We start from the raw sequence: 23,030 nt of genomic DNA, 5'->3' as shown, positions 1-23,030 counted from the left end.
TCCCCTCCCCTCCCCGACGCACTGGAGAGAGTCCGTCCATGCAGGAACAGATCCGCACGTTCGTCCTGACCGCCCTGGCCGGGATGAACTACGACGTCTCGCAGGTCACTTCGGAGACCGACCTCGGCCCGGCCGGCCTCGACCTGGAGTCGCTGGCGCTGGCCGACCTCGCGGTGCAGGTCGAGGAGGAGTTCGGCATCCGCTTCGAGCTGGACGACATGGAGTCCACCGCGCTGATGACCATCGACGAGTTCAGCGCCGAGGTCGCCGCCCGGGTCGCCAAGTCCACGGTGAGCACCGCCTGATGAGCACGGACGCCCGCACCCGCTTCGGCCGGACCGAGGCGCTGGCCATGCTCGCCCGCTACGGCGACCGCTCCCCCGAGCAGGTCGACGAGCACCTGGGCTCGCTGGAACTGGCCTGGCTGATCGCCCAGGCCGAACAGACCTACGGCGTGCAGATCGACCTGGACGACGAACGCCTGGACGCCATCCGCACGGTGGACGACGCCGTCGCCGCGCTCGACGCGCAGCTCGCCGCCGCCCCGGCGGGCGTCCCGGCAGCCGCCCCGGCCGGGGTCGGTGTCACAGCCGGTGCCGGTGCCGGTGTCGCTGCCACGGCCGGTGTCGGGGCCGCCACGGAGGCGGGGGCCGCCGCGCCATGACCCCGCCCGCCTCCGCGACCACGTCCGTGAGCACGACCACGTCCGCGACCGGGACCGCGCTCCGGAACGGTCCGCCGCGGCGCGCCGTCCTGGTCGGCGGCATCGGCGTGCGCTCGGCGTTCGGTGCCGGGCTCGCGGCGCTCACCGACGGCGTGCTCGCCGGGCGGCCGGCCTTCACCCCGGTGGAGCGCTTCGGCACCGCCGCGCACCGCACCGACCGGGCCGCCACCGGGCCGGGTTCCCCCCGGCTGGCCGACCAGCTGGTCGCGGTGCTCGCCGAGGCGGGTGCGCTCTCCGGCCCGGTCGACCTCGAACAGCCGTCTGCGGAAGAGGAGTTGCTGCTCGCCCTGCACGGCGACCGGCGGGCCGGTCCGGTCGCGGCGGAGGTCGCCGAACGGACCGGGCTGCGGCCCCGGGTCTACACCGGGGCGTGCGTCGCGGCGTCCGGCGCCGTCGCCGACGCCGCCGCGCTGATCGCCTCCGGGCGCCGCGAACGGGTGCTGGTCGCGGCCGGGTACCTGGTCGAGCCGGACACCTTCGCGGTGTTCGACGCCGGCCGGGCGCTGGCCGGGGACGGCGCCGTCCGCCCGTTCAGTCTGGGCCGCCGGGGCATGCTGCTCGGCGACGCGGCGGTCGCCGTGGTCCTGGAGTCCGCACCGGCCCTGCGCCGGCGCGGCGGCCGGGCACTCGCCCGGATCGCCGGCTGGGCCCGGACCGGGGACGCCTTCCACGTCTGCCGGCCGCACCCCGACGGCACCGGCCTGGCCCGGGCGGTGCACGGCGCGCTCGACCGGGCGGGCGCCGCGCCGGACGCGATCGGCTACGTCAACGCCAACGGCGCGGGCTCCAAGCTCGGCGACCTGGCCGAGGCCGCCGCGCTGCGCGCCGTCTTCCCGGCCGGCACCCCGCCGGTCAGCTCCACCAAGTCCGTGCACGGCCACGCCCTGGAGGCTTCCGCCCTGCTCGAACTCGCCGCCACCGTGGGCGTGCTGGGTGCCGGGGCGCTGCCGGTGAACGCCGGCTGGCAGGCTCCCGACCCGGGCTGCCCGCTGGACCTGGTGCTCGACCGCCCCCGCCCGGCCGCCCCCGGCCTGGCGCTGACCGTCAACGCCGCGTTCGGCGGCGCCAACACCGCGCTGCTGGTGGCCCCCGCATGACGCCGCGCCCCGACCGCCCGCACCGTCCGTACCGCCGCGCCCTCCCCGTCCGTTCCCGTCCGGTCGCCGCCCGGCCCGCACCCCTGGTGACTCCCGCATGACCGCCCCGAGACCCGCCGTCCTCCCCGACCACGTTCCCGATCACGTTCCTGCCCCCGATCACGTTCCTGTCCCCGCCCCCGTTGCCGTCGCCGTCCCCGTTCCCGGCCACCCGCGCCCGGCGTCCCCGTCGGCGGCGCCGCGCGTTCTCGCCGGGCCGCTGCGGGTGCTGGCCGCCGCCCGCTGGCCGGACCGGCCGGGGGACGAACTGCCCGCCATCGCGGGCTTCGTGGAGTCCTCGTTCAGCCCGCTGGTGGCCGAGACCGCCGAGCGCTGCCTGCGCGCCCGTTACGGCCCGCCCCCGGCCGCCGGGGCGCCGCGCACCGCGCTGCTGCTGGCCAGCCCGAGCGGCGACACCGGCACCGCGGACGCGCTGGCCCGGGCCACCGCCGCCGGGGAGCGGGTCGCCCCGCTGCTCTTCTTCCAGTCCAACCCGAACGCGGTGCTCGGCCACCTGGCCGCCCGCTGGCAGCTGGACGGCCCGGTCGTCGCGCTCGGCCCCGGCTTCCAGGAGGAGCGCGAACTGCACGAGCGGGCCGCCCTGTTGATCGAGGACGGCGACGCCGAGCAGGTGCTCGCCATCACCGCCGTCCAGGGCCCGCCCGACCGCGCCACCGCCGTCCTGCTCGCCCCCTGACACCCGCGCCGCCCCTCGCGGCACCGCGGCCCCCGCCGGGGGAGCCCGCCCCCTTTCCCGCACCACGAGAAGAGAACGGGAACGATGAGCCTCCGCACCCTTCGCGCCGTGCTGTCCGCCGACAGCTCCGTCGGCGCCGGCAACGTCCTGACCACCAGGGTCGAGCAGGGCCTCGGCCTGGACTCGCCGACCCTGACCTTCGACACCCCCGTCGACGGCCACCCGGCGGGCACCGCACTGACGCTCCGTCAACTCGACCTCGCGGTACGGGCCCGGGCCGCCGCCCTGCACGCCCGGGGGGTGCGCCGCCGCGACCCGGTCGCCGTGCAGGCGTCCGCCGCGGCCGAGCAGGTGCTGTGCTTCCTCGCGCTGAGCCGGCTCGGCGCGATCCCGGCCCTGCTCAACCCGGCGCTGGACGCGGACACCTCGGCCCGCTACCTGCGCCGGTTGAACGCGGTCGGGCTGCTCGCGGACGCCGCCCACGCCAAGGCCCTGGCCGACGTGGACTTCGGCGCGCCCGTCCTCGCCGACACCGCCGAACTCGCCGACGGCGACCCGGAGTCGGCGCCCGAACCGTACCGGCACTGGCCCACCGACCCGGTCGCGATCACCCACTCCTCGGGCACCACCGGCCTGCCCAAGGCGGTGCTGCACTCGCACCAGAGCCTGTACGCGGCGATCCGCCACCGCCTGCTGCTGCCCCGGCCGCAGGGCATCGACCGGGTGCTCAGCGCGCTGCCCGCCGCGCACGCCGCCACCCTGATCGCGGTCAACCTGGCGCTCAGCTTCGACGCCCAACTGCACCTGATCTCCCAGCAGTCGGGACCGGCGGTGCTGGAGGCGATCGAGCGCTGGCAGCCGCTGGGCGTGTACGGCTTCGCCACCACCTGGGCCGACCTGGCCCGGCAGGACCTGTCCGCCCGCGACCTCTCCTCGGTCGGCCTGTGGTGGAACACCGGCGACTGCGCGCACGAGGCGCACATCCGCCGCCTGGTCGCCCAGGGCTCGCGCGAGACCGCCACCCGGCAGGGCCGGGTCCGCACCGCCGGGTCGGTGTTCATCGACGGCCTGGGCTCCTCCGAGATGGGCCACTCGCACTTCTTCATCACCCACACCGTCGACTCCGAGCGCTACGGCCGCTGCGTGGGCCGCCCGCACGCCTTCGTCGACTGCGCGGTCCTCGACCCCGACGGCAACGAGCTCGGCCCGGGCGAGGTCGGCGAGCTGGGCACCCGCTCGCCCACCCTGTCCCCCGGCTACTGGAACGACTCGGTGACCACCCACCGCACCCGGGTCCGCGACTACTTCCTCACCGGCGACCTGGTGTACCGCGACGAGGACGGCTACTACTACCACGTGGACCGGGCCGTCGACACCGTCGACCTGGGCGACGGCCGCCGCCTGCACACCGCCGCCAGCGAGGAGCGCGTCCTGGCGGCCTGCCCGGACGTGCACGACTGCACCGTGGTCGCCTTCCGCGACGGCGGGCGGACCGTCGCCGACGTGCTGCTCCAGCTCGACCCGGCCGCCGACCAGGACGCCGACCGCACCGCCGAGGTGCTCGCCGCGCTGGAGCCGCACGTGGCCGCCGTGGTCCGCACCGTGCTGGCCGTCCCGGACGGGCGCATCCCGCTCGGCCCGACCGGCAAGGTCCGCAAGGTGCTGCTGCGCCAGCGCCACCTGGCCGAGGCCGGGACCGGAGCCGGGGCCGGGATCGCCGCCGGGGCCGGGACCGGCGCGCCGTGACCGCCCCCGACGCCGCCGGCGCCACCAGCCCCGCCGGCGTCACCGCGCAGGTCACCGGGATCGGCTGGGTGACGCCGCTGGGCCGCGCCGTGCCGGAGGTGTACCGGGCGCTCGCGGCCGGCCGCTCCGGGCTGGTCGCCCCGCCGCCGGACCACCCGGCGGCGGGCTGGCTGCGGGTGGCGGGCATCGCCCCGCACGTCCCGGCCACCGAGGTGCTGCCGCCGACCGAGACCCGGGTCGCCGACCGCTTCCTGCTGCTCGCGCTGGCCGCCGCCGAGGACGCCCTCGCCGACGCGAAGCTGACGATCCGTCAGGACACCGACCCGGAACGGGTCGCGGTGGTGCTGGCCACCGGCGGCGGCGGGCTGGAGAGCTACGAGCAGCAGGCCGCCGGGCGGCGCGAGCGCGGCCGGGCCGCCGTCAGCCCGTACCTGCTGCCGGGCATGCTGTCGAACATGGCGGCCGCCCGGATCGCCATCGCGCACGGCATCCGCGGCTACAGCTCGGCCGTGATCACCGCCTGCGCGGCGGGCGCCCAGGCGGTCGCCGAGGGCCTGCGGCTGATCCGCGGCGGTGAGGCGGACGTGGTGGTGTGCGGCGGCGCGGAGGCCCCGCTGCACCCGACGATCGCCGCCGCCTTCGACAACTCCCGTGCGCTGGCGGCCGGTTGGGACGACCCGACGCAGGCGTCCCGACCGTTCGACGCCCGCCGCAACGGCTTCGTGCTGGGCGAGGGCAGCGCCGTCCTGGTGCTGGAGCGCGCCGAGCACGCGGCGGCCCGCGGCGCCTCCGCGTACGCCGCGCTGGCCGGCTGGGGCGCGGCCACCGACGCCCACCACCCGACCATGCCGCGTCCGGACGGCGCGGGCGCGGTCTCCTCGATGCGGGCCGCGCTGCGCTCGGCGGGCCTGGCGCCGTCGGCGGTGGACTACGTCAACGCGCACGGCACCGGCACCAAGCTGGGCGACCGGGCCGAGGCGGCGGCGCTGCGCGAGGTGTTCGGCGACCACCGGCCGTGGGTCAGCTCGACCAAGGGCGCCACCGGCCACCTGCTGGGCGCGGGCGGGGCGGTGGAGGCGGCGGTGTCGGCGCTGGCCGTCGCCGAGGGCCTGATCCCGCCCACCCTGAACCTCGAACAGCCGGACGACGCCTGCGCGTTGCGGCACGTCCGCGGCGCGGCCGAGCACGGTGTCGTGCGCCACGCGCTGTCCAACTCGATCGCGTTCGGCGGCCACAACCTGAGCCTGCTGTTCGGCCCGCCGAGCATCACGGCCAAGCACCTCGGAGGGGACTCATGACCGTGCCGGGCATCGCGTACACCGAACTGTACGTGGAGGACGCCCACAAGTACGCCGCGCTGCTGCGCGACGACTGGGGCTTCACGCTGAGCGAGCCGGACCGGGCCGCTCCGGGCACCGCGCAGGTGGTGGCGCACCAGGGCTCGATCCGGGTGCTGCTGACCTCGGCGGTGGAGGCCGACCACCCGGTGGCAGCCTGGGTGCGGCGGCACGGCGACGGCGTCGCGGTGATCGCGCTGCGGCACGCCGACCGGGCGTCGGCGGACGCGGCGGCCGGACGGGCGCTGGCGGCGGGCGCAGAACGACTGGACGGCGAACGGCCGGACGGCGAACGGCCGGACGGGGCGGGCGCGGACGGGGCCGGGCCGGGCGGGGCGGGCACGGTCTCCGGCTTCGGCGACCTGGCGCTGCGCTTCGTCGGCCCGGACGACCTGCTGCCGGCGGACGAACTCCCGGGCGAAGGAGCGCTGTTGTCGCTGGACCACGTGGCGGTGGTGGTGCCGGGCGGGCAGTTGGACGGCTCGGTGCGGTGGGCGGTCGACGGGCTGGGCTTCCGGGAGGTGTTCCGGGAGTACGTGGAGGTCGGCGACCAGGCGATGGACTCCCGGGTGGTGCAGAGCCCGTGCGGGACGGTCACCTTCACCCTGCTGGAGCCGGACACCTCGCGGGCCTCCGGCCAGATCGACGGCTTCCTGACGGCCCACGGCGGCGCGGGCGTCCAGCACCTGGCGTACGCGACGGAGTCGATCACCGCCGCGGTGCGGGAGTTGGGCGGGCGCGGGGTGGCGTTCCTGAGCACCCCGGGCGCGTACTACGAGGCGCTGGAGTCCCGGCTCGGCCCGACGGCCATCCCGGTGGCCGAACTCCGGGACACCCACGTGCTGGTGGACCGGGACCACGGCGGCGAGCTGTTCCAGATCTTCGCCCGCTCCACCCACCCGCGCCGGACCTTCTTCCTGGAGCTGGTGGAGCGGCGCGGCGCCGGCAGTTTCGGCACCGCCAACATCAAGGCCCTGTACGAGGCGGTGGAGCGCGAGCGCGCCACCGCGGACAGCTGAGCAGAGGAGAGCCCACGTGACCACCGCGATCGACCGGTTCGAGCTGACCGAGGAGGAGTCGGCGCTGCTGCCGACCGTCGAGGAGGTGCTGGAGTACGCGGAGCGCGGCTGGTACCTGTCGCGGCGGCTGTTCTCCGACGCCGAGCTGGACGCGCTGCAGGCCGCCACCGAGCGCTACTACGCGGGCGAGCGGGACCGCGAACTCCCGGCCCGGCCGCCGCACCTGGCGTCCTGGCGGCCGTCGGACGGGCCGGTGCAGCGGCACAACGACTACGTGCACTACGAGCACGCGGAGATCGGCCGCATCCTGCGCAAGCCGCTGCTGGGCGCGGTCGCGGCGCGGCTGGCGCAGGCGGCGGAGATCCGGCTGTTCCAGGCGACGCTGATCTACAAGCCTCCGGTGCCGGGCGAGCCGAGCAACGTGGTGCCGTGGCACTTCGACAAGCACTACTGGCAGACCTCCACCTCGCAGCGGATGCTGACCGCGTTCCTGCCGTTCCACGACTGCACCGAGGAGATGGGCACCATTACCATGGTGGACGGCAGCCACCGCTGGGAGGAGCGCCCCGGCGGCGACGACTCGACCCGGCACTTCGCCGCCCGGGACCGCTCCGAGCTGGAGCAACTGCTGCACGAGAACGCCGAGTTCAACGGCACCGAGGTCCGTACCGTGCCGATCGAGATCCCGCGCGGGCACGTCTCCTTCCACCACTGCCGCACCTACCACGGCTCGGGCCCGAACCGGTCCGCGCAGCCGCGCCGGGCGGTGTCGCTGCACCTGCAGGACGGCTCGAACCGCTACCGCTCGTACCTGCGGCCGGACGGCTCGCCGGTGGTGTACAACCACGACGCGGTGGTGCGGCGGGACGCGGACGGCCGGCCGGACTACGCGGACCCGGAGTTCTGCCCGGTGCTGTGGCGGTCGGGCCCGGGGCGGTCGGAGCCGGGGCGGTCGGGCCGGTGAGCCTGCCGCACCTGGCGGACCCGGCGGGCCGGTACCGGACGATGCGGCTGATCCGGTCGTTCGAGGAGCTGGCGCTGGAGTGGGTGCGCGCCGGGCTGGTGGTCGGCGGCACCCACCCGTACATCGGGCAGGAGGCGGTGGCGGTCGGCGTGTGCGCCGCGCTGGAGCCGGCCGACCGGCTGACCTCCACCCACCGCGGGCACGGGCACGTGCTGGCGAAGGGCGCCGACCCGGCCCGGCTGCTGGCCGAACTGCTGGGCCGGGTCGGCGGGTTGAACGGCGGCCGGGGCGGTTCGATGCATGCCGCGGACTTCTCGCTGGGCATCCTGGGCGCCAACGGCATCGTCGGCGCGGGCGCGCCGATCGCGGTCGGCGCGGCCTGGGCGGCCCGGCGGCGCGGCGAACCCACGGTGGTGGCCTCGTTCTTCGGCGACGGCGCGCTCAACCAGGGCGTGCTGCTGGAGTCGTTGAACCTGGCGTCGATCTGGCGGGCGCCGGTGGTGTTCGTCTGCGAGAACAACGGCTACGCGACGACGCTGCCGGCCGGCGCGGCGGTGGGCGGTTCGGCCTGCGGCCGGGCCGAGGCGTTCGGCATCCCGGCCGAGACGGTGGACGGGATGGACGTGGAGGCGGTCCGGGCGGCGGCCGGGCGGGCGGTGGAGCGGGCGCGCGCGGGGGGCGGGCCGTCGTTCCTGGAGTGCCTGACGTACCGGTTCGAGGCGCACCACACCATGGAGCGGCGCTTCCGGCTGTCCTACCGCACGGCCGAGGAGGTGGCGTCCTGGCGGGAGCGCGACCCGCTGGCGACCGCGCTGCCCGCCGGGGAGGCCGCCGCGATCGACCGGGAGATTGTCGAACTCCTTTCCAGGGCGGCGCGGTTCGCGCTAGCTTCGGCGGAGCCGGATCCGGTGACGGCCAATGATCACCTGTACGCGAGCGGGCTGCGGCCCCGGTCGGGAGCGGCCCTGTGACGCTGTTGTCGTACGCCAAGGCGATGAACCGGGCGCTGGCGGACGCGCTGGAGGCCGATCCGGCGGTGTGCGTGTTCGGCGAGGACGTCGGCGCGGGCCTGGCCGGTCTGACGCTGGGCCTTCAGCGGCGGTTCGGCGCCGAGCGGGTGGTGGACGTGCCGCTGTCGGAGCAGGCGTTCACCTCGGCGGGCATCGGGGCGGCGCTGACCGGGATGCGGCCGGTGATCGAGTTGCAGATCCCGTCGCTGCTGTTCCTGGTGTTCGAGCAACTCGCCAACCAGGCGCACAAGTTCTCGCTGATGACGGGCGGGCAGGCCCGGGTGCCGCTGACCGTGGTGGTGCCGGGCTCGGGCTCGCGCAGCGGCTGGGCGGGCCAGCACTCCGACCACCCGTACGGCCTGTTCGCGCACGTCGGCATCAAGACGCTGGTGCCCGCGACGCCCACCGACGCGTACGGGCTGCTGAGTTCGGCGATCGCGGACGACGACCCGGTGGTGCTGTTCGCCCCGGCGGGCGCGCTGGGCGTCCGGGAGGACGTGACGGCACCGCTGGCCCCGCTGCCGCTGGGCGAGGCCCGGACGGTCCGGCGGGGCTCGGACGTGACGGTGCTGGCGGTCGGCCACCTGGTCCAGCAGGCGCTGTCGGTGGCCGAGGAGTTGGCGGACGAGGTGTCGGTGGAGGTGCTCGACCCGCGCACCCTGTACCCGCTGGACCGGGCGGCCCTGGTGGAGTCGCTGGACCGCACCGGGCGGCTGGTGGTGGCCGACGACTCCAACCGCTTCGCCGGTTTCGCCGCCGAGGTGCTGGCGGTCGCCGCCGAGGAGTGCCGGCTGCTCGCCCCGCCCCGCCGGGTCACCCGCCCCGACGGCGCGGTCCTCCCGTTCGCCCTCGCCCTGGACCGGGCCCTGCAGCCGAGCGCCGAGCAGCTGCGGGACGCGATCCGCGCCGTCCTGAAGTGACCCCTCCCGCCCCGGCCGTTCCCGCGTAACCGCCGCCTCCGGGCGGTCGTTGTCCACCACCGGACCACCGCGACGTCCACCCGCGTTGCCTCCGCCGCACCCTGCCGCACCCCGCCGTACCCCCGTTGCACCACACCACAGAGGAGAGCAGCCATGAGCGACCGTTACCACTGGGACCGCAGCCACCCCGGCCTGACCGCCCTGCGCGAGTCCATCGAGGAGGTCCGCCACGAGGTGGTGTCCCACCCGATGTACCTGTCGCTGGACAGCCTGGAGAAGGTGCGGACCTTCCAGCAGACCCACGTGTTCGCCGTCTGGGACTTCATGTCCCTGCTCAAGTGCCTCCAGCGGCAGCTCACCTGCGTGACCCTGCCGTGGCTGCCGGACGGTCCGACCGCGAGCCGCCGGCTGATCAACGAGATCGTGCTGGTCGAGGAGAGCGACGAGCTCGGCGACGGCTACATCAGCCACTTCGAGCTGTACCTGGACGGCATGGCCAGGGCGGGCGCGGACACCGCCCCGGTGGAGGCGTTCCTGGACGCGATCCGGGCCGGCCGGTCGGTCGCGGAGGCCGCGAAGACGGCCGAGATCCCGGAGGCGGCGGCCGAGTTCGCGGCCGTCACGTTCCGGATCATCGAGGACGCGCCGGTGCACTGCCAGGCCGCGGCGTTCGCGTTCGGCCGGGAGGACCTGATCCCGGAGATGTTCGAGCAGGTGGTCCGGATCGACGACGCCGAGGGCCGGCTGAGCGTCTTCAAGGACTACCTGGCCCGGCACATCGAGGTGGACGGCGAGCAGCACACCCCGATGGCGATGCAGATGCTGATCGACCTGTGCGGCGACGACACCGAGCGCTGGGAGGAGTGCGCGGCGACGGTCCGCACCGCGCTGCGGGCCCGGGTCGGGCTGTGGGACGCGATCACGGCCGCGCTGTGACCGGCGGGGGCCCGGCCGCGCGGTGACCGGCGGGGCCCGGCTCCGGACGGGTCCGGGGCCGGGCCCACGGGGAGGGGCGTCCGGTCAGTCCCGGCCGAGCCACAGGTCGGGGCCGAACACCTCGTAGTGGATGTCGGCGGCGGGCACGCCCGCGGCCAGCAGCCCGGCGCGGACGGCGCGCATGAACGGCAGCGGGCCGCACAGGTAGGCGACGGCGTCGGCGGGGACGTCCAGGCCGGCCAGGTCGACCACGCCGGTGCGGTCGGCGGGCCACTCGCCCTCCGGCCGCTCGTACCAGACGTGCGCCTCGCCGCCGGGGAGCTCGTCGACCAGCCGCGCGAAGTCGTCCCGGAAGGCGTGCGCGGACTCCCGCCGGTCGCCGTGCACCGCGATCACCCTGCGGGTGGCGCCGGTCCCGGCGAGGTGGGTGAGCATCCCGATGATCGGGGTGCAGCCGATGCCCGCCGAGGCGAGCAGCAGCGGGCGGTCGCCGTCCGCCAGTTGCACGTCGCCGAACGGGGCGCCGACCAGCAGCGTGTCGCCCTCGCCGACGTGCCGGTGCAGGTGGGTGGAGACCTCCCCGGCCGGGTCGCCGGCCACCCGCTTGACGGTGATCCGCAGGCCGCCGTCGGGCTGCCCGGAGAGGCTGTACTGGCGGATCTGGCGGGCGCCGTCGGGGAGTTCGACCTGCACCGAGACGTACTGGCCGGGCCGGTGCGCCGGGACGGGGCCGCCGTCGGCGGGGCGCAGCAGGAAGGTCGTCACGTCGTCGGTCTCGGCGGTGCGGGCGGCCACCGTGTAGGGGCGGCGCTCGCCGCGGGTGCCGCTCTCCTCGTACAGGCGGGCCTCGACGGCGATCAGGGCGTTGGCCATCAGCCAGTACACCTCGTCCCAGGCCGCGGCGACCTCGGGGGTGACGGCCTCGCCGAGCACCTCCACGATGGCGGCGAACAGGTGGGTGTGGACCACCCGGTACTGCTCGGGGGCGATGCCGAGCGAGGCGTGCTTGTGGGCGATCCGGGCCAGCATGGCGTCCGGCCGCCGGTCGGGGTGCTCGACCAGGGCGGTCGCGAAGGCGGCTATCGAACCGGCCAGCGCCTGGCGCTGGCTGCCGTCGGCCTGGTTGCCCCGGTTGAACAGGTCGCGCAGCAGCTCGGGGTGGGCCGCGAACAGCCGGTCGTAGAACGATCCGGTGATCTCCCCGATGGCCGCGCCCACCACGGGCAGGGTGGCGCGCACGGTCCGCGCGGACTTCTCGGACAGCATCCGAAGCTCCAAACTCGCATCTGCGATGCGTATTAAACGATCCGGGAAGACCCGTCGGACGATGGGGGGAGGCCCGCTCGCGGAACGGGTGGCGCCCGCCTCGATGCTCGCCCGGCGGGCGGTTACGCGGAAGGGCCGAACGGCCCCGGCCCCGGCAGGCCGGACGGGCCGGACGGCCCCGGCGGGCCAGGCGGGCCAGGCGGAGCAGGCGGGCCAGGCGGGCCAGGCGGAGCAGGCGGGCCGGACGGGCCACCCGGCACCGGCAGGCCGAGCAGGACCGGCCCGCCGGGTCCGTCCGGCCCGCCGCCGACCAGGTCGTCCACGGTCAGCGGATCGAGGGAGGCGAAGAACGCCTCCTGGGCCCGGTGCAGCGCCCCGCGCAGCCGGCAGGAGTGGCGCAGCGGGCAGGGCGGCTCGTCCTCGCAGCCGACCACGTCGCCGACGCCCTCCAGTTCCCGGACGATCCGGCCGAGCGATCCGGTGCGCCCGGCGGCGGTCAGGGCGAGCCCGCCGCCCCGGCCGCGCCGGGCCTCGACCACGCCCAGGTGCTGGAGGCGGCTGACCACCTTCGCCGCGTGGTGGTAGGGGACGGCGACCGCCTCGGCCACCTCGCGGGTGGTCGGGTTCCGGTCCTCGTCGAGCACCGCCAGGCGCATGGCGATGCGGAGCGCGACGTCGGTGCCCTTGGTCAGCCTCACGGGGCCGACCCTAGCCAATTGCGCATCGCGGACACCCGTGCCCGGGCTGTCTGCTGCGTCACGCCCGCGGCAGCCCGCCGCACGGCCCGGTGATCCTGCTCACCACCGTGCGGCGCACCCGCCGACGGCCCCGCCGCCCCGCTAGCCTCGGTGGCGCGGCCCGCCCCCGCTCCCTGCCCGACTCCCCCGTGACGGAGGCCCCGGTGACGGCACGTCAGCTCCTCGACCTGCTGGTCGACCCCGGCAGTCTGCACAGCTGGGACGAGCCCGTCGGCACCGGGTACGCCGACCCCGCCTACCGGGACGCGCTGGCCCGGGCCCGCGAGCGCACCGGCCTGGACGAGGCCGTGCTCACCGGGCGCGCCCTGCTGGACGGGCGGCCGATCGCGCTGGTCGCCGGCGAGTTCGGGTTCCTCGGCGGCTCGATCGGCGTGGCCACCGCCGAACGGATCACCCGCGCCGTGGAGCGCGCCACCGCCGAACGCCTGCCGCTGCTCGCCCTGCCGGTCTCCGGCGGCACCCGGATGCAGGAGGGCTCGGCCGCGTTCCTGTGCATGGTCCGGGTCACCGCCGCCGTCCACGCGCACCGCGCCGCCGGGCTCCCCTACCTGACCTACCTGCGCAACCCCACCATGGGCGGGGTGTTCGCCTCCTGGGGCACCCTCGGCCACCTGGTGCTCGCCGAGCCGGGCGCCCGGCTCGGCTTCCTCGGCCCCCGGGTGTACGAGGAACTGCGCGGCGAACCGCTGCCGCCGGCCGTCCAGCGCGCCGAGACGCTCGCCGCCCACGGCCGGCTGGACGCCATCGTCCCGCCCGAACGGCTGCGCGTCTTCCTCTCCCGCGCCCTCACCGTCCTCACCGCCCCCTCCCCGACGTCCCACCCCGCCCCCTCCCCTTCACCGGTGTCCCTCCCCGCCGCCCCCGCCGCGCCGCCGGACGCCTGGGAGTCGGTGCTGCTCAGCCGCCGCCCCGACCGCCTCTCCGCGCTCGAACTCCTGCACCACACCGCCGACCTGTTCCTCCCGCTGGACGGCGACAGCGCGCTGGTCCGGGGCCTGGCACTGATCGGCGGACGGCCCGTCATGGTGGTCGCCCAGCAGCGCCAGGGCCCCGACCAGCCCGAACTCCCCGTCACCGCCGCCGATCTGCGCGCGGTGCGGCGCCAGGCCCGGATCGCCGAGGAACTGGGGCTGCCGCTGCTCACCGTGGTCGACACCACCGGCGCGGAACTCTCCATCGAGGCCGAACTCGACGGCGTGGCCCTGGAGATCGCCCACTGCCTGACCACCCTGGTCGGGCTGCGCACCCCCGTCCTCGCCGTCCTGCTCGGCCAGGGCAGCGGCGGCGGCGCACTCGCCCTGCTGCCCGCGGACCGGGTCCTCGCCGCCCAGCACGCCTGGCTGGCCCCACTGCCCCCCGAGGGCGCCTCCGCGATCGTCCACCGCGACGGCGACCACGCCCCCCAACTCGCCCGCGCCCAGGGCATCACCGCCACCGACCTGACCACCACCGGCCTGGTCGACCAGGTGATCCCCGAAACCCCCTACCCCACCGACCTGCGCGACCGCCTCGCCACCGCGATCACCACCGCCCTCACCGAACTCGCCGCCCTCCCCACCCCCGCCCGCCTCAGCGCCCGCGCCACCCGCAACCGCCACCTCGGCGGCCCCACCCCGGCAGACACCCCGCGATGACCGCCACCGACCCGCCGGTCCCCGCCCTCGCCCACCCGCTGTTCTTCGCCGAACCCGACCCGGGACGCCGCACCTCGCCCGCCGAGTCCCCGCCCGCCTGATCGGCCGGGCTCCGGCCGCGCCCTCGCGGTCCCCGCAGCACCGCTCAGGTCGGGGCGCGCAGCCAGTCGTCCAGGGTGGTGAGGTCGTCGTCCGTCAGGCCCGTCCGGGGGTCGACCCGGAGGAGGAGGGCGGGGGCGGGGTGGTGGGCGGCCAGCCAGGCGCGGTCGGGCGGGCCGATCTCGTCGTCGACCCAGGCGAACGCCGCGCCGGCCGCGTGGGCCAGTAGGAGCGGGGTCTTCCAGTGCACTCCCGGCGGGAGGTCCGGCCGGTCCGGGTCGGCCGGCTCCTCCAGGACGGGCCAGGGCGGCAGGCCGAGCAGGGGGGCGACGCAGTCGTTGGCCGCGTGCTCCCAGGTGGTGGCCCACACCGGGCGGCAGGGCAGCGCCGCGAGCCGCGCCCCGACCCGGGGGTCGAGCCGGGCCAGCAGCGGGTGCCCCGCCGCCGTCCCCAGCACGTCGCGGATCCGGCGCTCCGTCAGGTGCTCCGGGTGCCGACCGGCAGGCCCGCCGAACGGGATCAGCGGGCCGTCGACGTCGAGGTACAGCAGCGGTGGCTCCATCTCCCGCATTCTGCCGACTCCCCGCCCTGCCCGATGGACCGCCCCCAGCGGCGGTGCAGGACGTGCCACCGGTCGTCCTTCGAGCGCGGGTGCGGCGGGCCGGGTGCCGTCTGGACGAGGTGCGGCAGCGTCCAGGCGACGGCGCAGCAGTCGTCCGGGCCGAAGCGGGCCGCGAGCGCGGCCGCCTCCTCGGCCGTGACCGGCCGGGGGATGTCCTCCAGTTGCCGACGGCGCCGGTCGAGCTCCTCCAGGTCCGCGTCCGTCTCCGCGTCCGTGGTCGGGAGCGGGCCTGCCGCGACGAAGGTCCGTACCTCGTTCCGCGTCCCCGTCCCCTCGTGCTCGTACCCCGGCCTGAGGCCCGGGAGGCCGGGCCGGGAGGGCGCCGGGGTCGGTTCAGCGCTTCGCCGTCAGGGCGTCCGCCAGCCAGTCGGCCGTGTCGGGGAGCCAGTCCGGCAGGGCGTTGCCGAGGAGGTGGTTGCCGTGCGGGACGTGGAGCAGTTCGGCGTGCGGGAGGTCGGCGGTGAGGGCGTCGGCGTTGGTGACGCCCGGGATGCGGTCCCGGCCGCCGTCGACCAACAGCAGTGGCAGGCCGCGCAGTCGGGGGGCCAGCGCGGCCAGGTCGAGCTGCTCGACGAAGGCGCGGGCGGCGGACGTGCCGCCGCAGCGCCGGGAGAGGGTGGCGACGACGAACGGGACCAGCGCGTCCCAGTCCAGCCGGTACGGGCCGCTGACCAGCGCCGCCGTTCGGACCCGCGGGTCGTGGGCGGCGACGGCGGCGGCCAGGTAGCCGCCGAGGCTGAACCCGAGCACCGCGATCCGCTCCGGGTCGATCACGCCGCTGTCGCCGGGCCCGTCCGGGTCCGCCGGGTCCGCCGGAACCGCCGGGTCCGCCGGGTCCGCGGCGGTGGCCAGGGCGTGGTCCAGGGCCCGGCCGATCGCGTGCCGGTGGTCCGGGCCGAGCGCGGGGCCGTCGGCCAGCACGCCCTGTCCGGGCCCGTCGACGGCCAGTACGGCCAGCCCGCGGGCGAGCAGCGCGTCGGCCGGGCCGTGGAACTCCTCCTTCGAGGAGTCCATCCCCGGCACCAGCACCACCAGCGGGAGGCGTTCACCGTCCGCCGCCGGCGGCAGGCGCAGCCATCCCGCGTAGCCCTCGCCCTCGGTCCGGCGGGCCCGGGGTTCGAGCAGCGCGAGGGCGTCGCCCATCGCACGGTCCGCCTCCGCGGCGACGGCGGCGGCCCGCTCCCGGTCCGGGTCGGGCAGCATGGCGGCGAGCTGGAACCAGCGGGCCGCCGAGCGGTGGTGCTGCCCGGCGGTGCTGACCCGGCCGCGCCCGGCGGCCCGTTCGGCCCGGGCGCGGTGGGCGAGGGCGGCCGTCCGGCAGGCGTCCGGCCAGTGCAGCAGCGAGTCGATCGGCGCGGTGACCCGGTCGTACTCGTAGGGGTCGATGCCCGCGCCGTGGGCACGCGGACGGGTCTCGGCGATGAACCCGGCCGCCATGCCGGGGGCGGTGAGGAAGGAGAGGTCGGTCATGGGCGGTGCGGTCCTCCGGAGTGGGCGGCCTCGATGAGCCGACAGGTCGACAAATCGACGGAACGGTGCGCGGAGCGGTGCGATGCGCGGAGCAGTACGGTGCGGTGCGGCGCTCAGGCGTCGGGGTTCTTGCCCTGGGCCACCTGGGCCACGCGATCCGCCGCCACCGTGGCGAGCCCTTGGATGATCTCGAAGTCGGGCATGTCGTAACCGGTGAGCAGGACGACCACCCCGCCGATCCGCATCATCACCTTGGCGTCGTGGATCTCGATGTCCTGCCCGCTGGAGTAGTCGTGCGAGGGCGGGAGGCCGTAGGCGTCGAGTTCGTCCGCGTCCGCGGAGACCTCCAGCGGCTGCGGGTCGGACGACGCTTCCTCCTCCCGCTTGCCGGCGGCCATGGCCTTCCAGGCCACCTGCGCGTCCTCGGCGGTGTCGAAGGAGAAGGCGTCCCAGAAGACGTCGCCGTCCCCCGGGTGGGTGGTGTATCCGCTCAGGGCCGCCGCCACCAGCCCGGAGCAGGCGGTGCCGGTCTCCGAGTCGCACCGGTCGGCGGCCTTCTGGCCCTCGAAGATGTCCGTGCCGCCCATCCCCCCGCCCAGCCCGTCGGGCAGGGCGTCGCCGAGGGGCGCGGCCACCCGGAGCTGCTCCGCCGAGAGGACGACCGCCGCTTTCCCGCGCCCCACGGCCGCGTCGCCGTTCCGGCCCGGTGAGTCCGTACCGCTGCCGCCGCCACCGCAGCCGGCCAGCAGTGTCACGCAGGCGACCGCGAGGGCCGCCCCTCCCGCTCTTGTCCGCACGCGGAATCCCCCGTCAGGTCTCTCGGATTCGATCACCCCCACCCAACCCCAGAACCACCCGTCGCTCCAACAGGCTTTTCACGCAGTGGACTTCCGCGCGCACGCCCGCGTCCGCGCCGGTGGCCCGCCCCGCCCGGTGTGGCCAATGTCGCACGCTGGATCTCCGCAGCTCGCGGGGGGTACGGCGGCCGGTTGCGGGTAGGCTGCGGCTGCCCCGTCCCCGAGCCCTGAGGAGTTGCGCGTGTCTGCGATCACCGTCGTCGGGGTGGGTGCGGACGGCTGGGCGGGGCTCTCGGCGGCGGCGCGGGAGGCGTTGGGCGCGGCGGAGGTGGTGCTCGGCGGGGGGCGCCAGTTGGGGCTGCTGCCGGAGGGGGTGGCGGCGGAGCGGGTGCCGTGGCCGTCGCCGTTGCGGGTGGCGGTGCCGGGGCTGTTGGAGCGGTTCGCGGGGCGGCGGCTGGCGGTGCTGGCCAGCGGCGATCCGATGTTCCACGGGATCGGGCGGACGCTGCTGGAGTGCGGCGTCCCGGCGGAGTCGCTGCGGGTGCTGCCGCATCCGTCCTCGGTGTCGCTGGCGTGCGCCCGGCTGGGGTGGCCGGTGGAGGAGACCGAGGTGGTGACGCTGGTCGGCCGGCCGGTCGCGTCCCTGCACGCGGCGCTGTACCCGGGGCGTCGGCTGCTGGTGCTGAGCGCGGACGCGTCGACGCCCGCGCGGGTGGCGCGGGTGCTGGCGGAGCGCGGGTTCGGGCCGAGCCGGGTGCGGGTGCTGGAGCAGTTGGGCGGTCCGGCGGAGGCGGTGCGCGAGGGGGTGGCGGCGGGCTGGTCGCTGCCGCCGGGCGATCCGCTGAACGTGCTGGCGGTGGAGTGCGTCCTCGACCCGGCCGTCGCGGCGGACGCCCCCCGGCAGCAGCTGGTTCCCGGCCTGCGGGACGAACTCTTCGAGTCGGACGGACAGTTGACGAAGCGTCACGTCCGGGCGGCGACGTTGGCGGCACTCGCCCCGGCACCGGGCGAGCTGCTGTGGGACATCGGCGGCGGTTCGGGGTCGATCGGCATCGAGTGGCTGCGGGCGCACCGCACCTGCCGGGCGGTGAGCGTGGAACGGGACCGGGCGCGGGCGGAGCGGATCGTCCGCAACGCGGCGGCGCTCGGCGTGCCCCGGCTGCGGGTCGTGACGGGGGCCGCGCCGTCGGCGCTGGCCGGGCTGGAGACCGAACTCAACCGTCCGGACGCGGTGTTCGTCGGCGGCGGGCTGACGGCGCCGGGGCTGCTGGAGGCGTGCTGGTCGGCGCTCGGGCCCGGCGGGCGGCTGGTGGCGAACACGGTGACCCTGGAGTCGGAGGCGCTGCTGACGCAGTGGTACCGGCGCCACGGCGGCGAGTTGGTGAAGCTGGGCGTGGCGCACGCGGTGCCGGTGGGCGGGTTCACGGGGTGGCGGCAGGCGATGCCGGTGACCCAGTGGAGCGTCGTCAAGGACGCCGGGGGCGCGGGTCCGGACGCGGGCGAGACCGGTGCGGACGCCGGTGCGGATGCCGGTGCGGATGCCGGTGCGGATGCCGGTGCGGACGAGGTTGTCGGAGTTCTCGGAGGAGCGAAGTGACGGTCTATTTCATCGGTGCCGGTCCGGGCGCGGCCGATCTGATCACGGTGCGCGGCCAGCGCACCCTGGCCCGCTGCGGGGTGTGCCTGTACGCGGGGAGCCTGGTGCCGCCGGAGCTGCTGGCGGACTGCCCGCCGGACGCCCGGCTGGTCGACACCGCGAACCTCGACCTGGACCAGATCCTGGCCGAGATCGTCAGCGCGCACCGCGCGGGCCAGGACGTGGCCCGGCTGCACTCCGGCGACCCGTCGGTGTTCTCGGCGATGGCCGAGCAGATGCGCCGCCTGGACGCGGCGGACATCCCGTACGAGGTGGTGCCGGGGGTGCCCGCGTTCGCGGCGGCGGCGGCCGCGCTGAAGCGCGAGCTGACGGTGCCGACGGTCGGCCAGACGGTGATCCTGACCCGGGTGGCCCGGCAGGCGACGCCGATGCCGCCCGGTGAGGAACTCTCCGTGCTGGGCAGGAGCGGCGCGCTGCTGGTGCTGCACCTGGCGGCCCGCTACGTGGACAGCGTGGTCGAGGAGCTGCTGCCGCACTACGGACCGGACTGCCCGGCGGCGGTGGTCGCCATGGCCAGCCGCCCGGACGAACTGGTGCTGCGCGGCACGCTCGGCGACATCGCCGTCCAGGTCCAGGCCGCGGGCGTGCTGCGCACCGCGGTGATCATCGTCGGCCGGACGCTGGCCGCGACGGAGTTCCGCGACAGCCACCTGTACTCGACCACCCGGGCCCGCTGACCGGGGCCGCTCCCCGTCCGGCGACGGCTCAGCGAGCGCCGGACGGCTCGGCCGCGCCGCCGGACGGCCGCGGCCGCGGCTCCGGCGCCGGCTCATCCCGGTCCGGCTCACCGTGGTGCAGCTCCCCCTGGTGCGGTTCGTCGGACAGCAGGCCGTCGGCGGCGCCGTCGAGGAGGCGCTGCATGTCGGCGGAGCGGGGCAGCATGGTCGCCTCGTAGGCGCGGACGGCCCCGGCGAGGGTGTCGTGTCCGGCGATCGCGAGGGCGAGTTCGCAGGCGTCGAGCATGGCGAGGTTGACGCCGACGCCGAGCGGGGGCATGAGGTGGGCGGCGTCGCCGAGCAGGGTGACGGCGGGGTCGTGCGTCCAGGTGTGCGGGACGGGCAGGGCGTGGATCGGGCGGTCGACGTAGGGGCCGTCGTTGTCGGTGAGGAGTCGGCGCAGGGCGGGCGACCAGCGGCGGTAGCGGTCCAGGAGGAGGGCGCGCAGGGCGTCGGTGTCCTGGACGGTGTGGCCGGCCTGCGCGATCCAGTCGGCGGGGGCGCGCTGGATGACGTAGACCCGGATGTGGTCGCCGCTGTTGCGCTGGGCGAACAGTCCGCGTTCGCCGTCGGCCGCCGAGGCGCTGCCGGGGCCGACCAGTGCGGCGAGTTCGGGGTGGCGGCGGTCGACGTCGTGGAACCAGGCTTCGAGGAAGCTGATCCCGGTGTGGCGGGGGGTGGCCGGGGAGAGCGCGCGGCGGACCCTGGACCAGGCCCCGTCCGCGCCGATCACCAGGTCGGCCTCGACGGCGGTGCCGTCGGTGAAGTGCAGGCGGCGGGGGCCGCCGGCGGGGCCCTCGACCGAGCGCAGGGTGCGGCCCCACCGGACGGTGTCCGGGGCGAGCGAGCGCAGCAGGAGGTCGCGCAGCTGGCCCCGGTCGATCTCGGGCTTGAACCGTTCGCCGTCCTCGGGGACGTGGTGGAAGCCGATCTCCCCGGTCAGGGCGTCGAGTTGGCGCATCTCCTGTCCTTCGGCGCGGGCGAGGCGGAAGAAGTCGTCGAGCAGTCCGGCTTCGCGCAGGGCGAGTTGGCCGTTGTCCTCGTGCAGGTCGAGGGTGCCGCCCTGGTCGCGGGCGTCGGGGCCGCCGTCGTGGTCGTACACGGTGACGGCGATGCCGTGGCGCTGCAGGATGCGGGCGCAGGTCAGGCCGCCGGGCCCGGCGCCGACGACGGCGATGCGGGGGACGGGCGGGCCGGACGGGGTGGGCGGGGTGGTGGAGGCGGGTGCGGTGGTCATGGCGGTGCTCCTTCCGGACGGGCGCACGGCGGTGCCGGGCGACCGGGCAGGGGGTGTGGGGGCGGCCGGGGCGTTCACGCTCCACGGGGCCGCAGCTCCAGCAGACCACACCGAGTACAAAAGTGCAACGACTCAACTTTTGAACCGAGTGAACCCAGGAGGTAGGATGCCCCCATGCCCGACACCCCACCGCCTCCGCCGCCGCCCGCACCGAGCCCCGCGCCCCCGCCCAGCCCCTCGTCGCCGCCCCCGCCACCGGCCCCGTCCCCAGCCCCGCCGGGGCGCCGCGAGCGCAAGAAGGCCGCCACCCGCCAGGCCATCGCGGACGCCGCGCTGCGCCTGTTCCTGGAGCGCGGCTACGACGACGTCGGCATCCGCGAGATCGCGGACGCCGCGGACGTCTCCACCACCACGCTGTTCAAGCACTTCCCGGTCAAGGAGGCGCTGGTCTTCGACGAGGAGGCCGACCTGGAGGCCGACCTGCTCGCCGCCGTGCGCGAGCGGCCCCCCGGCCGGTCGATCCCGGCCGCCCTGTGCGACCACGCCCTGCGCCACCGCCGGGCCGGCGCCGGCGGCGACCCGCGTTTCCCGTCGTTCGCCGCCCTGGTGGACTCCACCCCGGCCCTGCGCGACTACCAGCAGGCCATGTGGCTGCGCCACACCGCCGCGCTCGCCGCGGTCATCGCCGAGCAGAGCGGCCGCCCCGCCGACGACCCGGCCTGCACCGCCCTGGCCCACTTCGCCCTGGAGGCACCCCGGGCGGTCCAGTCCCACCCCGACGTCCGGGGCGCCATCGTCCGCGCCTTCGACCTCCTCGACCACGGCTGGGGTGCCCTCGGCTGAGACCCCCGCCCGCGACCGACGGACCGCCACCCGGGCACAGGATCAGCCGATGCCGGTACCGACGCCGAGGCCGTCGAGGACGGTCCGGGCGCCGTCGGTGAAGGCCCGGGCGGGGTCGGTGGCGGCGCGGGCCGCCAGGGCGGCGGAGAGCAGGGGGAAGGTCTCGGGGACGAGCGGGCCGCCGGGGTCGGCCGCGACACCTGCGCCTGTGGCTGTGGCGGTGGCTACGGCCGCCTGGTGCTCCAGTTCGAGTTCGCCGATCACGTAGGCGACCAGGGCGTGCAGGGCCGCGGCGCGGCGCGGCGCGTCGAGTCCGGCGTCGGCCAGGGCCTCCAGCAGCCGTTCGCGCCAGCGCAGCGCGGGCAGGCAGCCGCCGTGGTGCCGGACGGCCAGCGGCAGGACGCCGGGGTGGGCGCCGACGGCCTCGCGCATGAGGTCCAGCAGGGCGAGCAGCCGGGCCCGTGGGGAGGGCGGAGCGGGTTCGCGGGCGGCGCGGTCGAGGACGGGGCCGAGGGCGAGGTCGACGACCAGGCACTCCAGTTCCTCGCGGTCCTCGACGTAGCGGTAGAGGGCCATGGTGCGGCGGTCGAGTTCGGCGGCGACGGTGCGCATGGAGAGGGCGGGCAGGCCGTCGCGGTCGATCACGGCGAGGGCGGCGGCGGCGATCTGGCGGGTGGTCAGGGAGCGTGGGCGGGGCACGGGTTGACAGCGTACGGCATACGCCTACAGTTTTGGCGTACGGTCTACACCTACGAGGAGCCCACGTGTCCCGACTTCGGACCGGTACCGCCGCCCCCGCCCTGCCCGCCACCGACGCCGCCGACGCGCCCCTGCCGCCGGTGCCGGCGGGCGGCCTGACGCACCTGCAGTTCCGCCGTTTCGCGGGCTGCCCGATCTGCAACCTGCACCTGCGCGGTTTCGCCGTCCGTCACCCGGAGCTGCGCGCGGCGGGGGTGCGGGAGCTGGTCGCGTTCCACTCGCCCGCCGCCGAACTGCGGCCGTACGCCGACGGGTTGCCGTTCCCGCTGCTGGCCGATCCGGAGCGGCGGCTGTACCGCGCGTACGGGGTCGAGCGCGGGGCGCGGGCGCTGCTCGACCCCCGGGCGTGGCCGTCGATGGCGCGGGGGGTGGCCCGCAGCGTGCCGCTGGTGCTGCGCGGGCGGGAGCGGCCGCCGTCCTCCCGCCCGGTCGGCGGGCGGCTGGGCCTGCCCGCCGACTTCCTGCTCGCCCCCGACGGCCTGGTCCTGGCCGCGCACTACGGCACCCACGCGGCCGACCACTGGACGGTGGACCGGGTGCTCGCCCTGGCCGCCGAGCACCGTCCGGCGACCGCCCCGGCGACACCCGCCGCACCCACTGCCCCCGTCGCACCCGCCTCCCCCACCGCACCCGCCGCCCCCGCCGCCTCCACGGCCGACCGCGAGTGACCGCACGTGACGTCA

Annotated in this window: 22 protein-coding genes and 1 pseudogene; 16 read left to right on the top strand and 7 right to left on the bottom strand. The window is 76.4% G+C overall.

What is annotated here, in order from left to right; all coding sequences use genetic code 11:
* Nucleotides 1-38 precede the first annotated feature (38 nt).
* The 11 genes from K353_RS02855 (at nt 39) to K353_RS02805 (ending at nt 10,489) form a co-directional block, all read left to right on the top strand.
* Complete coding sequence (locus K353_RS02855) at nt 39-305, top strand: acyl carrier protein (RefSeq protein WP_100839394.1); 267 nt, start codon at nt 39-41, stop codon at nt 303-305.
* Nucleotides 305-664: an acyl carrier protein gene (locus K353_RS02850; protein ID WP_233533322.1), complete on the top strand. Its 360-nt coding sequence runs from the start codon at nt 305-307 to the stop codon at nt 662-664. The genes K353_RS02855 and K353_RS02850 overlap by 1 nt, the downstream gene beginning before the upstream one ends.
* A 26-nt stretch (nt 665-690) precedes the next feature.
* The gene (locus K353_RS02845; protein ID WP_233533321.1) at nt 691-1,821 is read left to right on the top strand and encodes a beta-ketoacyl synthase N-terminal-like domain-containing protein; all 1,131 of its coding nucleotides are present in this window, start codon (nt 691-693) and stop codon (nt 1,819-1,821) included.
* 97 nt (nt 1,822-1,918) lie between these two features.
* On the top strand, nt 1,919-2,557 hold the full coding sequence (locus K353_RS02840) for a hypothetical protein (RefSeq protein ID WP_199527966.1): 639 nt from the start codon (nt 1,919-1,921) through the stop codon (nt 2,555-2,557).
* 84 nt (nt 2,558-2,641) lie between these two features.
* Nucleotides 2,642-4,303 (top strand): class I adenylate-forming enzyme family protein, encoded by a 1,662-nt coding sequence (locus tag K353_RS02835; protein WP_111551962.1) that lies wholly within the window; start codon nt 2,642-2,644, stop codon nt 4,301-4,303.
* Complete coding sequence (locus tag K353_RS02830) at nt 4,300-5,601, top strand: beta-ketoacyl synthase (protein WP_111551961.1); 1,302 nt, start codon at nt 4,300-4,302, stop codon at nt 5,599-5,601. The genes K353_RS02835 and K353_RS02830 overlap by 4 nt, the downstream gene beginning before the upstream one ends.
* Entirely contained in the window at nt 5,598-6,659 is a 1,062-nt protein-coding gene (locus K353_RS36750) for a VOC family protein (RefSeq protein ID WP_111551960.1), read from the top strand. Before K353_RS02830 ends, K353_RS36750 begins: the two co-directional genes overlap by 4 nt.
* Before the next feature lie 16 nt (nt 6,660-6,675).
* Nucleotides 6,676-7,623, top strand: coding sequence for a phytanoyl-CoA dioxygenase family protein (locus K353_RS02820; RefSeq protein WP_111551959.1), 948 nt, complete (start codon nt 6,676-6,678; stop codon nt 7,621-7,623).
* Nucleotides 7,620-8,594 carry a thiamine pyrophosphate-dependent dehydrogenase E1 component subunit alpha gene (locus K353_RS02815; protein WP_199527965.1) on the top strand — a complete coding sequence of 325 codons (975 nt, stop codon included), beginning with the start codon at nt 7,620-7,622 and terminating at the stop codon, nt 8,592-8,594. The genes K353_RS02820 and K353_RS02815 overlap by 4 nt, the downstream gene beginning before the upstream one ends.
* Entirely contained in the window at nt 8,591-9,553 is a 963-nt protein-coding gene (locus K353_RS02810) for an alpha-ketoacid dehydrogenase subunit beta (protein WP_111551958.1), read from the top strand. The genes K353_RS02815 and K353_RS02810 overlap by 4 nt, the downstream gene beginning before the upstream one ends.
* Before the next feature lie 153 nt (nt 9,554-9,706).
* A complete protein-coding gene (locus K353_RS02805) occupies nt 9,707-10,489 on the top strand; it encodes a DUF3050 domain-containing protein (protein WP_100839400.1) in 783 nt (260 codons plus the stop codon).
* Nucleotides 10,490-10,573: 84 nt separating this feature from the next.
* Here the strand turns inward: K353_RS02805 and K353_RS02800 are convergent, their stop codons facing one another.
* Both K353_RS02800 and K353_RS02795 read right to left on the bottom strand, forming a co-directional pair.
* Complete coding sequence (locus tag K353_RS02800) at nt 10,574-11,755, bottom strand: globin domain-containing protein (protein WP_111551957.1); 1,182 nt, start codon at nt 11,753-11,755, stop codon at nt 10,574-10,576.
* 239 nt (nt 11,756-11,994) lie between these two features.
* Nucleotides 11,995-12,453 (bottom strand): annotated as a pseudogene (locus K353_RS02795) (Rrf2 family transcriptional regulator); the annotation flags it as partial.
* A gap of 203 nt (nt 12,454-12,656) precedes the next feature.
* On the opposite strand from K353_RS02795, the gene K353_RS02790 reads away from it, so the two are divergent.
* Nucleotides 12,657-14,147, top strand: coding sequence for a carboxyl transferase domain-containing protein (locus tag K353_RS02790; protein ID WP_111551955.1), 1,491 nt, complete (start codon nt 12,657-12,659; stop codon nt 14,145-14,147).
* Nucleotides 14,148-14,292: 145 nt separating this feature from the next.
* Here the strand turns inward: K353_RS02790 and K353_RS02785 are convergent, their stop codons facing one another.
* The 3 genes from K353_RS02785 to K353_RS02775 all read right to left on the bottom strand — a co-directional run bounded on the left by K353_RS02785 (nt 14,293) and on the right by K353_RS02775 (nt 16,973).
* Nucleotides 14,293-14,817, bottom strand: a complete 525-nt coding sequence (locus K353_RS02785; RefSeq protein WP_111551954.1) for an HAD domain-containing protein — start codon at nt 14,815-14,817, stop codon at nt 14,293-14,295.
* Nucleotides 14,818-15,201: 384 nt separating this feature from the next.
* Nucleotides 15,202-16,338, bottom strand: a complete 1,137-nt coding sequence (locus tag K353_RS36745) for a S9 family peptidase (RefSeq protein WP_305000281.1) — start codon at nt 16,336-16,338, stop codon at nt 15,202-15,204.
* A 113-nt stretch (nt 16,339-16,451) separates the two neighbouring features.
* Complete coding sequence (locus tag K353_RS02775) at nt 16,452-16,973, bottom strand: hypothetical protein (RefSeq protein WP_146616382.1); 522 nt, start codon at nt 16,971-16,973, stop codon at nt 16,452-16,454.
* A gap of 403 nt (nt 16,974-17,376) precedes the next feature.
* On the opposite strand from K353_RS02775, the gene cbiE reads away from it, so the two are divergent.
* Together cbiE and cobM are read left to right on the top strand one after the other, a co-directional pair.
* A complete protein-coding gene (gene cbiE / locus K353_RS02770; RefSeq protein ID WP_111551952.1) occupies nt 17,377-18,732 on the top strand; it encodes a precorrin-6y C5,15-methyltransferase (decarboxylating) subunit CbiE in 1,356 nt (451 codons plus the stop codon).
* A complete protein-coding gene (gene cobM / locus K353_RS02765; protein ID WP_111551951.1) occupies nt 18,729-19,469 on the top strand; it encodes a precorrin-4 C(11)-methyltransferase in 741 nt (246 codons plus the stop codon). Before cbiE ends, cobM begins: the two co-directional genes overlap by 4 nt.
* Before the next feature lie 28 nt (nt 19,470-19,497).
* Here cobM and K353_RS02760 read toward each other — a convergent pair whose 3' ends face one another.
* Nucleotides 19,498-20,745, bottom strand: a complete 1,248-nt coding sequence (locus K353_RS02760) for an NAD(P)/FAD-dependent oxidoreductase (protein ID WP_111551950.1) — start codon at nt 20,743-20,745, stop codon at nt 19,498-19,500.
* 174 nt (nt 20,746-20,919) lie between these two features.
* Between K353_RS02760 and K353_RS02755 the strand changes: the two genes are divergently transcribed.
* Nucleotides 20,920-21,588: a TetR/AcrR family transcriptional regulator gene (locus tag K353_RS02755; protein ID WP_111551949.1), complete on the top strand. Its 669-nt coding sequence runs from the start codon at nt 20,920-20,922 to the stop codon at nt 21,586-21,588.
* Nucleotides 21,589-21,630: 42 nt separating this feature from the next.
* Here the strand turns inward: K353_RS02755 and K353_RS02750 are convergent, their stop codons facing one another.
* Complete coding sequence (locus K353_RS02750; protein ID WP_111551948.1) at nt 21,631-22,287, bottom strand: TetR/AcrR family transcriptional regulator; 657 nt, start codon at nt 22,285-22,287, stop codon at nt 21,631-21,633.
* Between the two features lie 65 nt (nt 22,288-22,352).
* On the opposite strand from K353_RS02750, the gene K353_RS02745 reads away from it, so the two are divergent.
* Nucleotides 22,353-23,015, top strand: coding sequence for a peroxiredoxin-like family protein (locus tag K353_RS02745; RefSeq protein WP_233533320.1), 663 nt, complete (start codon nt 22,353-22,355; stop codon nt 23,013-23,015).
* The last annotated feature ends 15 nt before the right edge of the window (nt 23,016-23,030 follow it).

Source organism: Kitasatospora sp. SolWspMP-SS2h (genome assembly GCF_003259315.1).
Taxonomy (GTDB): Bacteria; Actinomycetota; Actinomycetes; order Streptomycetales; family Streptomycetaceae; genus Kitasatospora; species Kitasatospora fiedleri.
Note: the sequence above shows the minus strand (reverse complement) of the source record. Positions and strands in the feature narration are given on the sequence as shown.

Excerpts from the sequence above, each read along its gene's own strand:
- K353_RS02855 (WP_100839394.1), top strand. The coding sequence starts at position 39 with ATGCAGGAACAGATCCGCACGTTCGTCCTGACCGCCCTGGCCGGGATG.
- K353_RS02850 (WP_233533322.1), top strand. The coding sequence starts at position 305 with ATGAGCACGGACGCCCGCACCCGCTTCGGCCGGACCGAGGCGCTGGCC.
- K353_RS02840 (WP_199527966.1), top strand. The coding sequence starts at position 1,919 with ATGACCGCCCCGAGACCCGCCGTCCTCCCCGACCACGTTCCCGATCAC.
- K353_RS02835 (WP_111551962.1), top strand. The coding sequence starts at position 2,642 with ATGAGCCTCCGCACCCTTCGCGCCGTGCTGTCCGCCGACAGCTCCGTC.
- K353_RS36750 (WP_111551960.1), top strand. The coding sequence starts at position 5,598 with ATGACCGTGCCGGGCATCGCGTACACCGAACTGTACGTGGAGGACGCC.
- K353_RS02805 (WP_100839400.1), top strand. The coding sequence starts at position 9,707 with ATGAGCGACCGTTACCACTGGGACCGCAGCCACCCCGGCCTGACCGCC.
- K353_RS02800 (WP_111551957.1), bottom strand. The coding sequence starts at position 11,755 with ATGCTGTCCGAGAAGTCCGCGCGGACCGTGCGCGCCACCCTGCCCGTG.
- K353_RS02785 (WP_111551954.1), bottom strand. The coding sequence starts at position 14,817 with ATGCGGGAGATGGAGCCACCGCTGCTGTACCTCGACGTCGACGGCCCG.
- K353_RS36745 (WP_305000281.1), bottom strand. The coding sequence starts at position 16,338 with ATGACCGACCTCTCCTTCCTCACCGCCCCCGGCATGGCGGCCGGGTTC.
- K353_RS02760 (WP_111551950.1), bottom strand. The coding sequence starts at position 20,745 with ATGACCACCGCACCCGCCTCCACCACCCCGCCCACCCCGTCCGGCCCG.
- K353_RS02755 (WP_111551949.1), top strand. The coding sequence starts at position 20,920 with ATGCCCGACACCCCACCGCCTCCGCCGCCGCCCGCACCGAGCCCCGCG.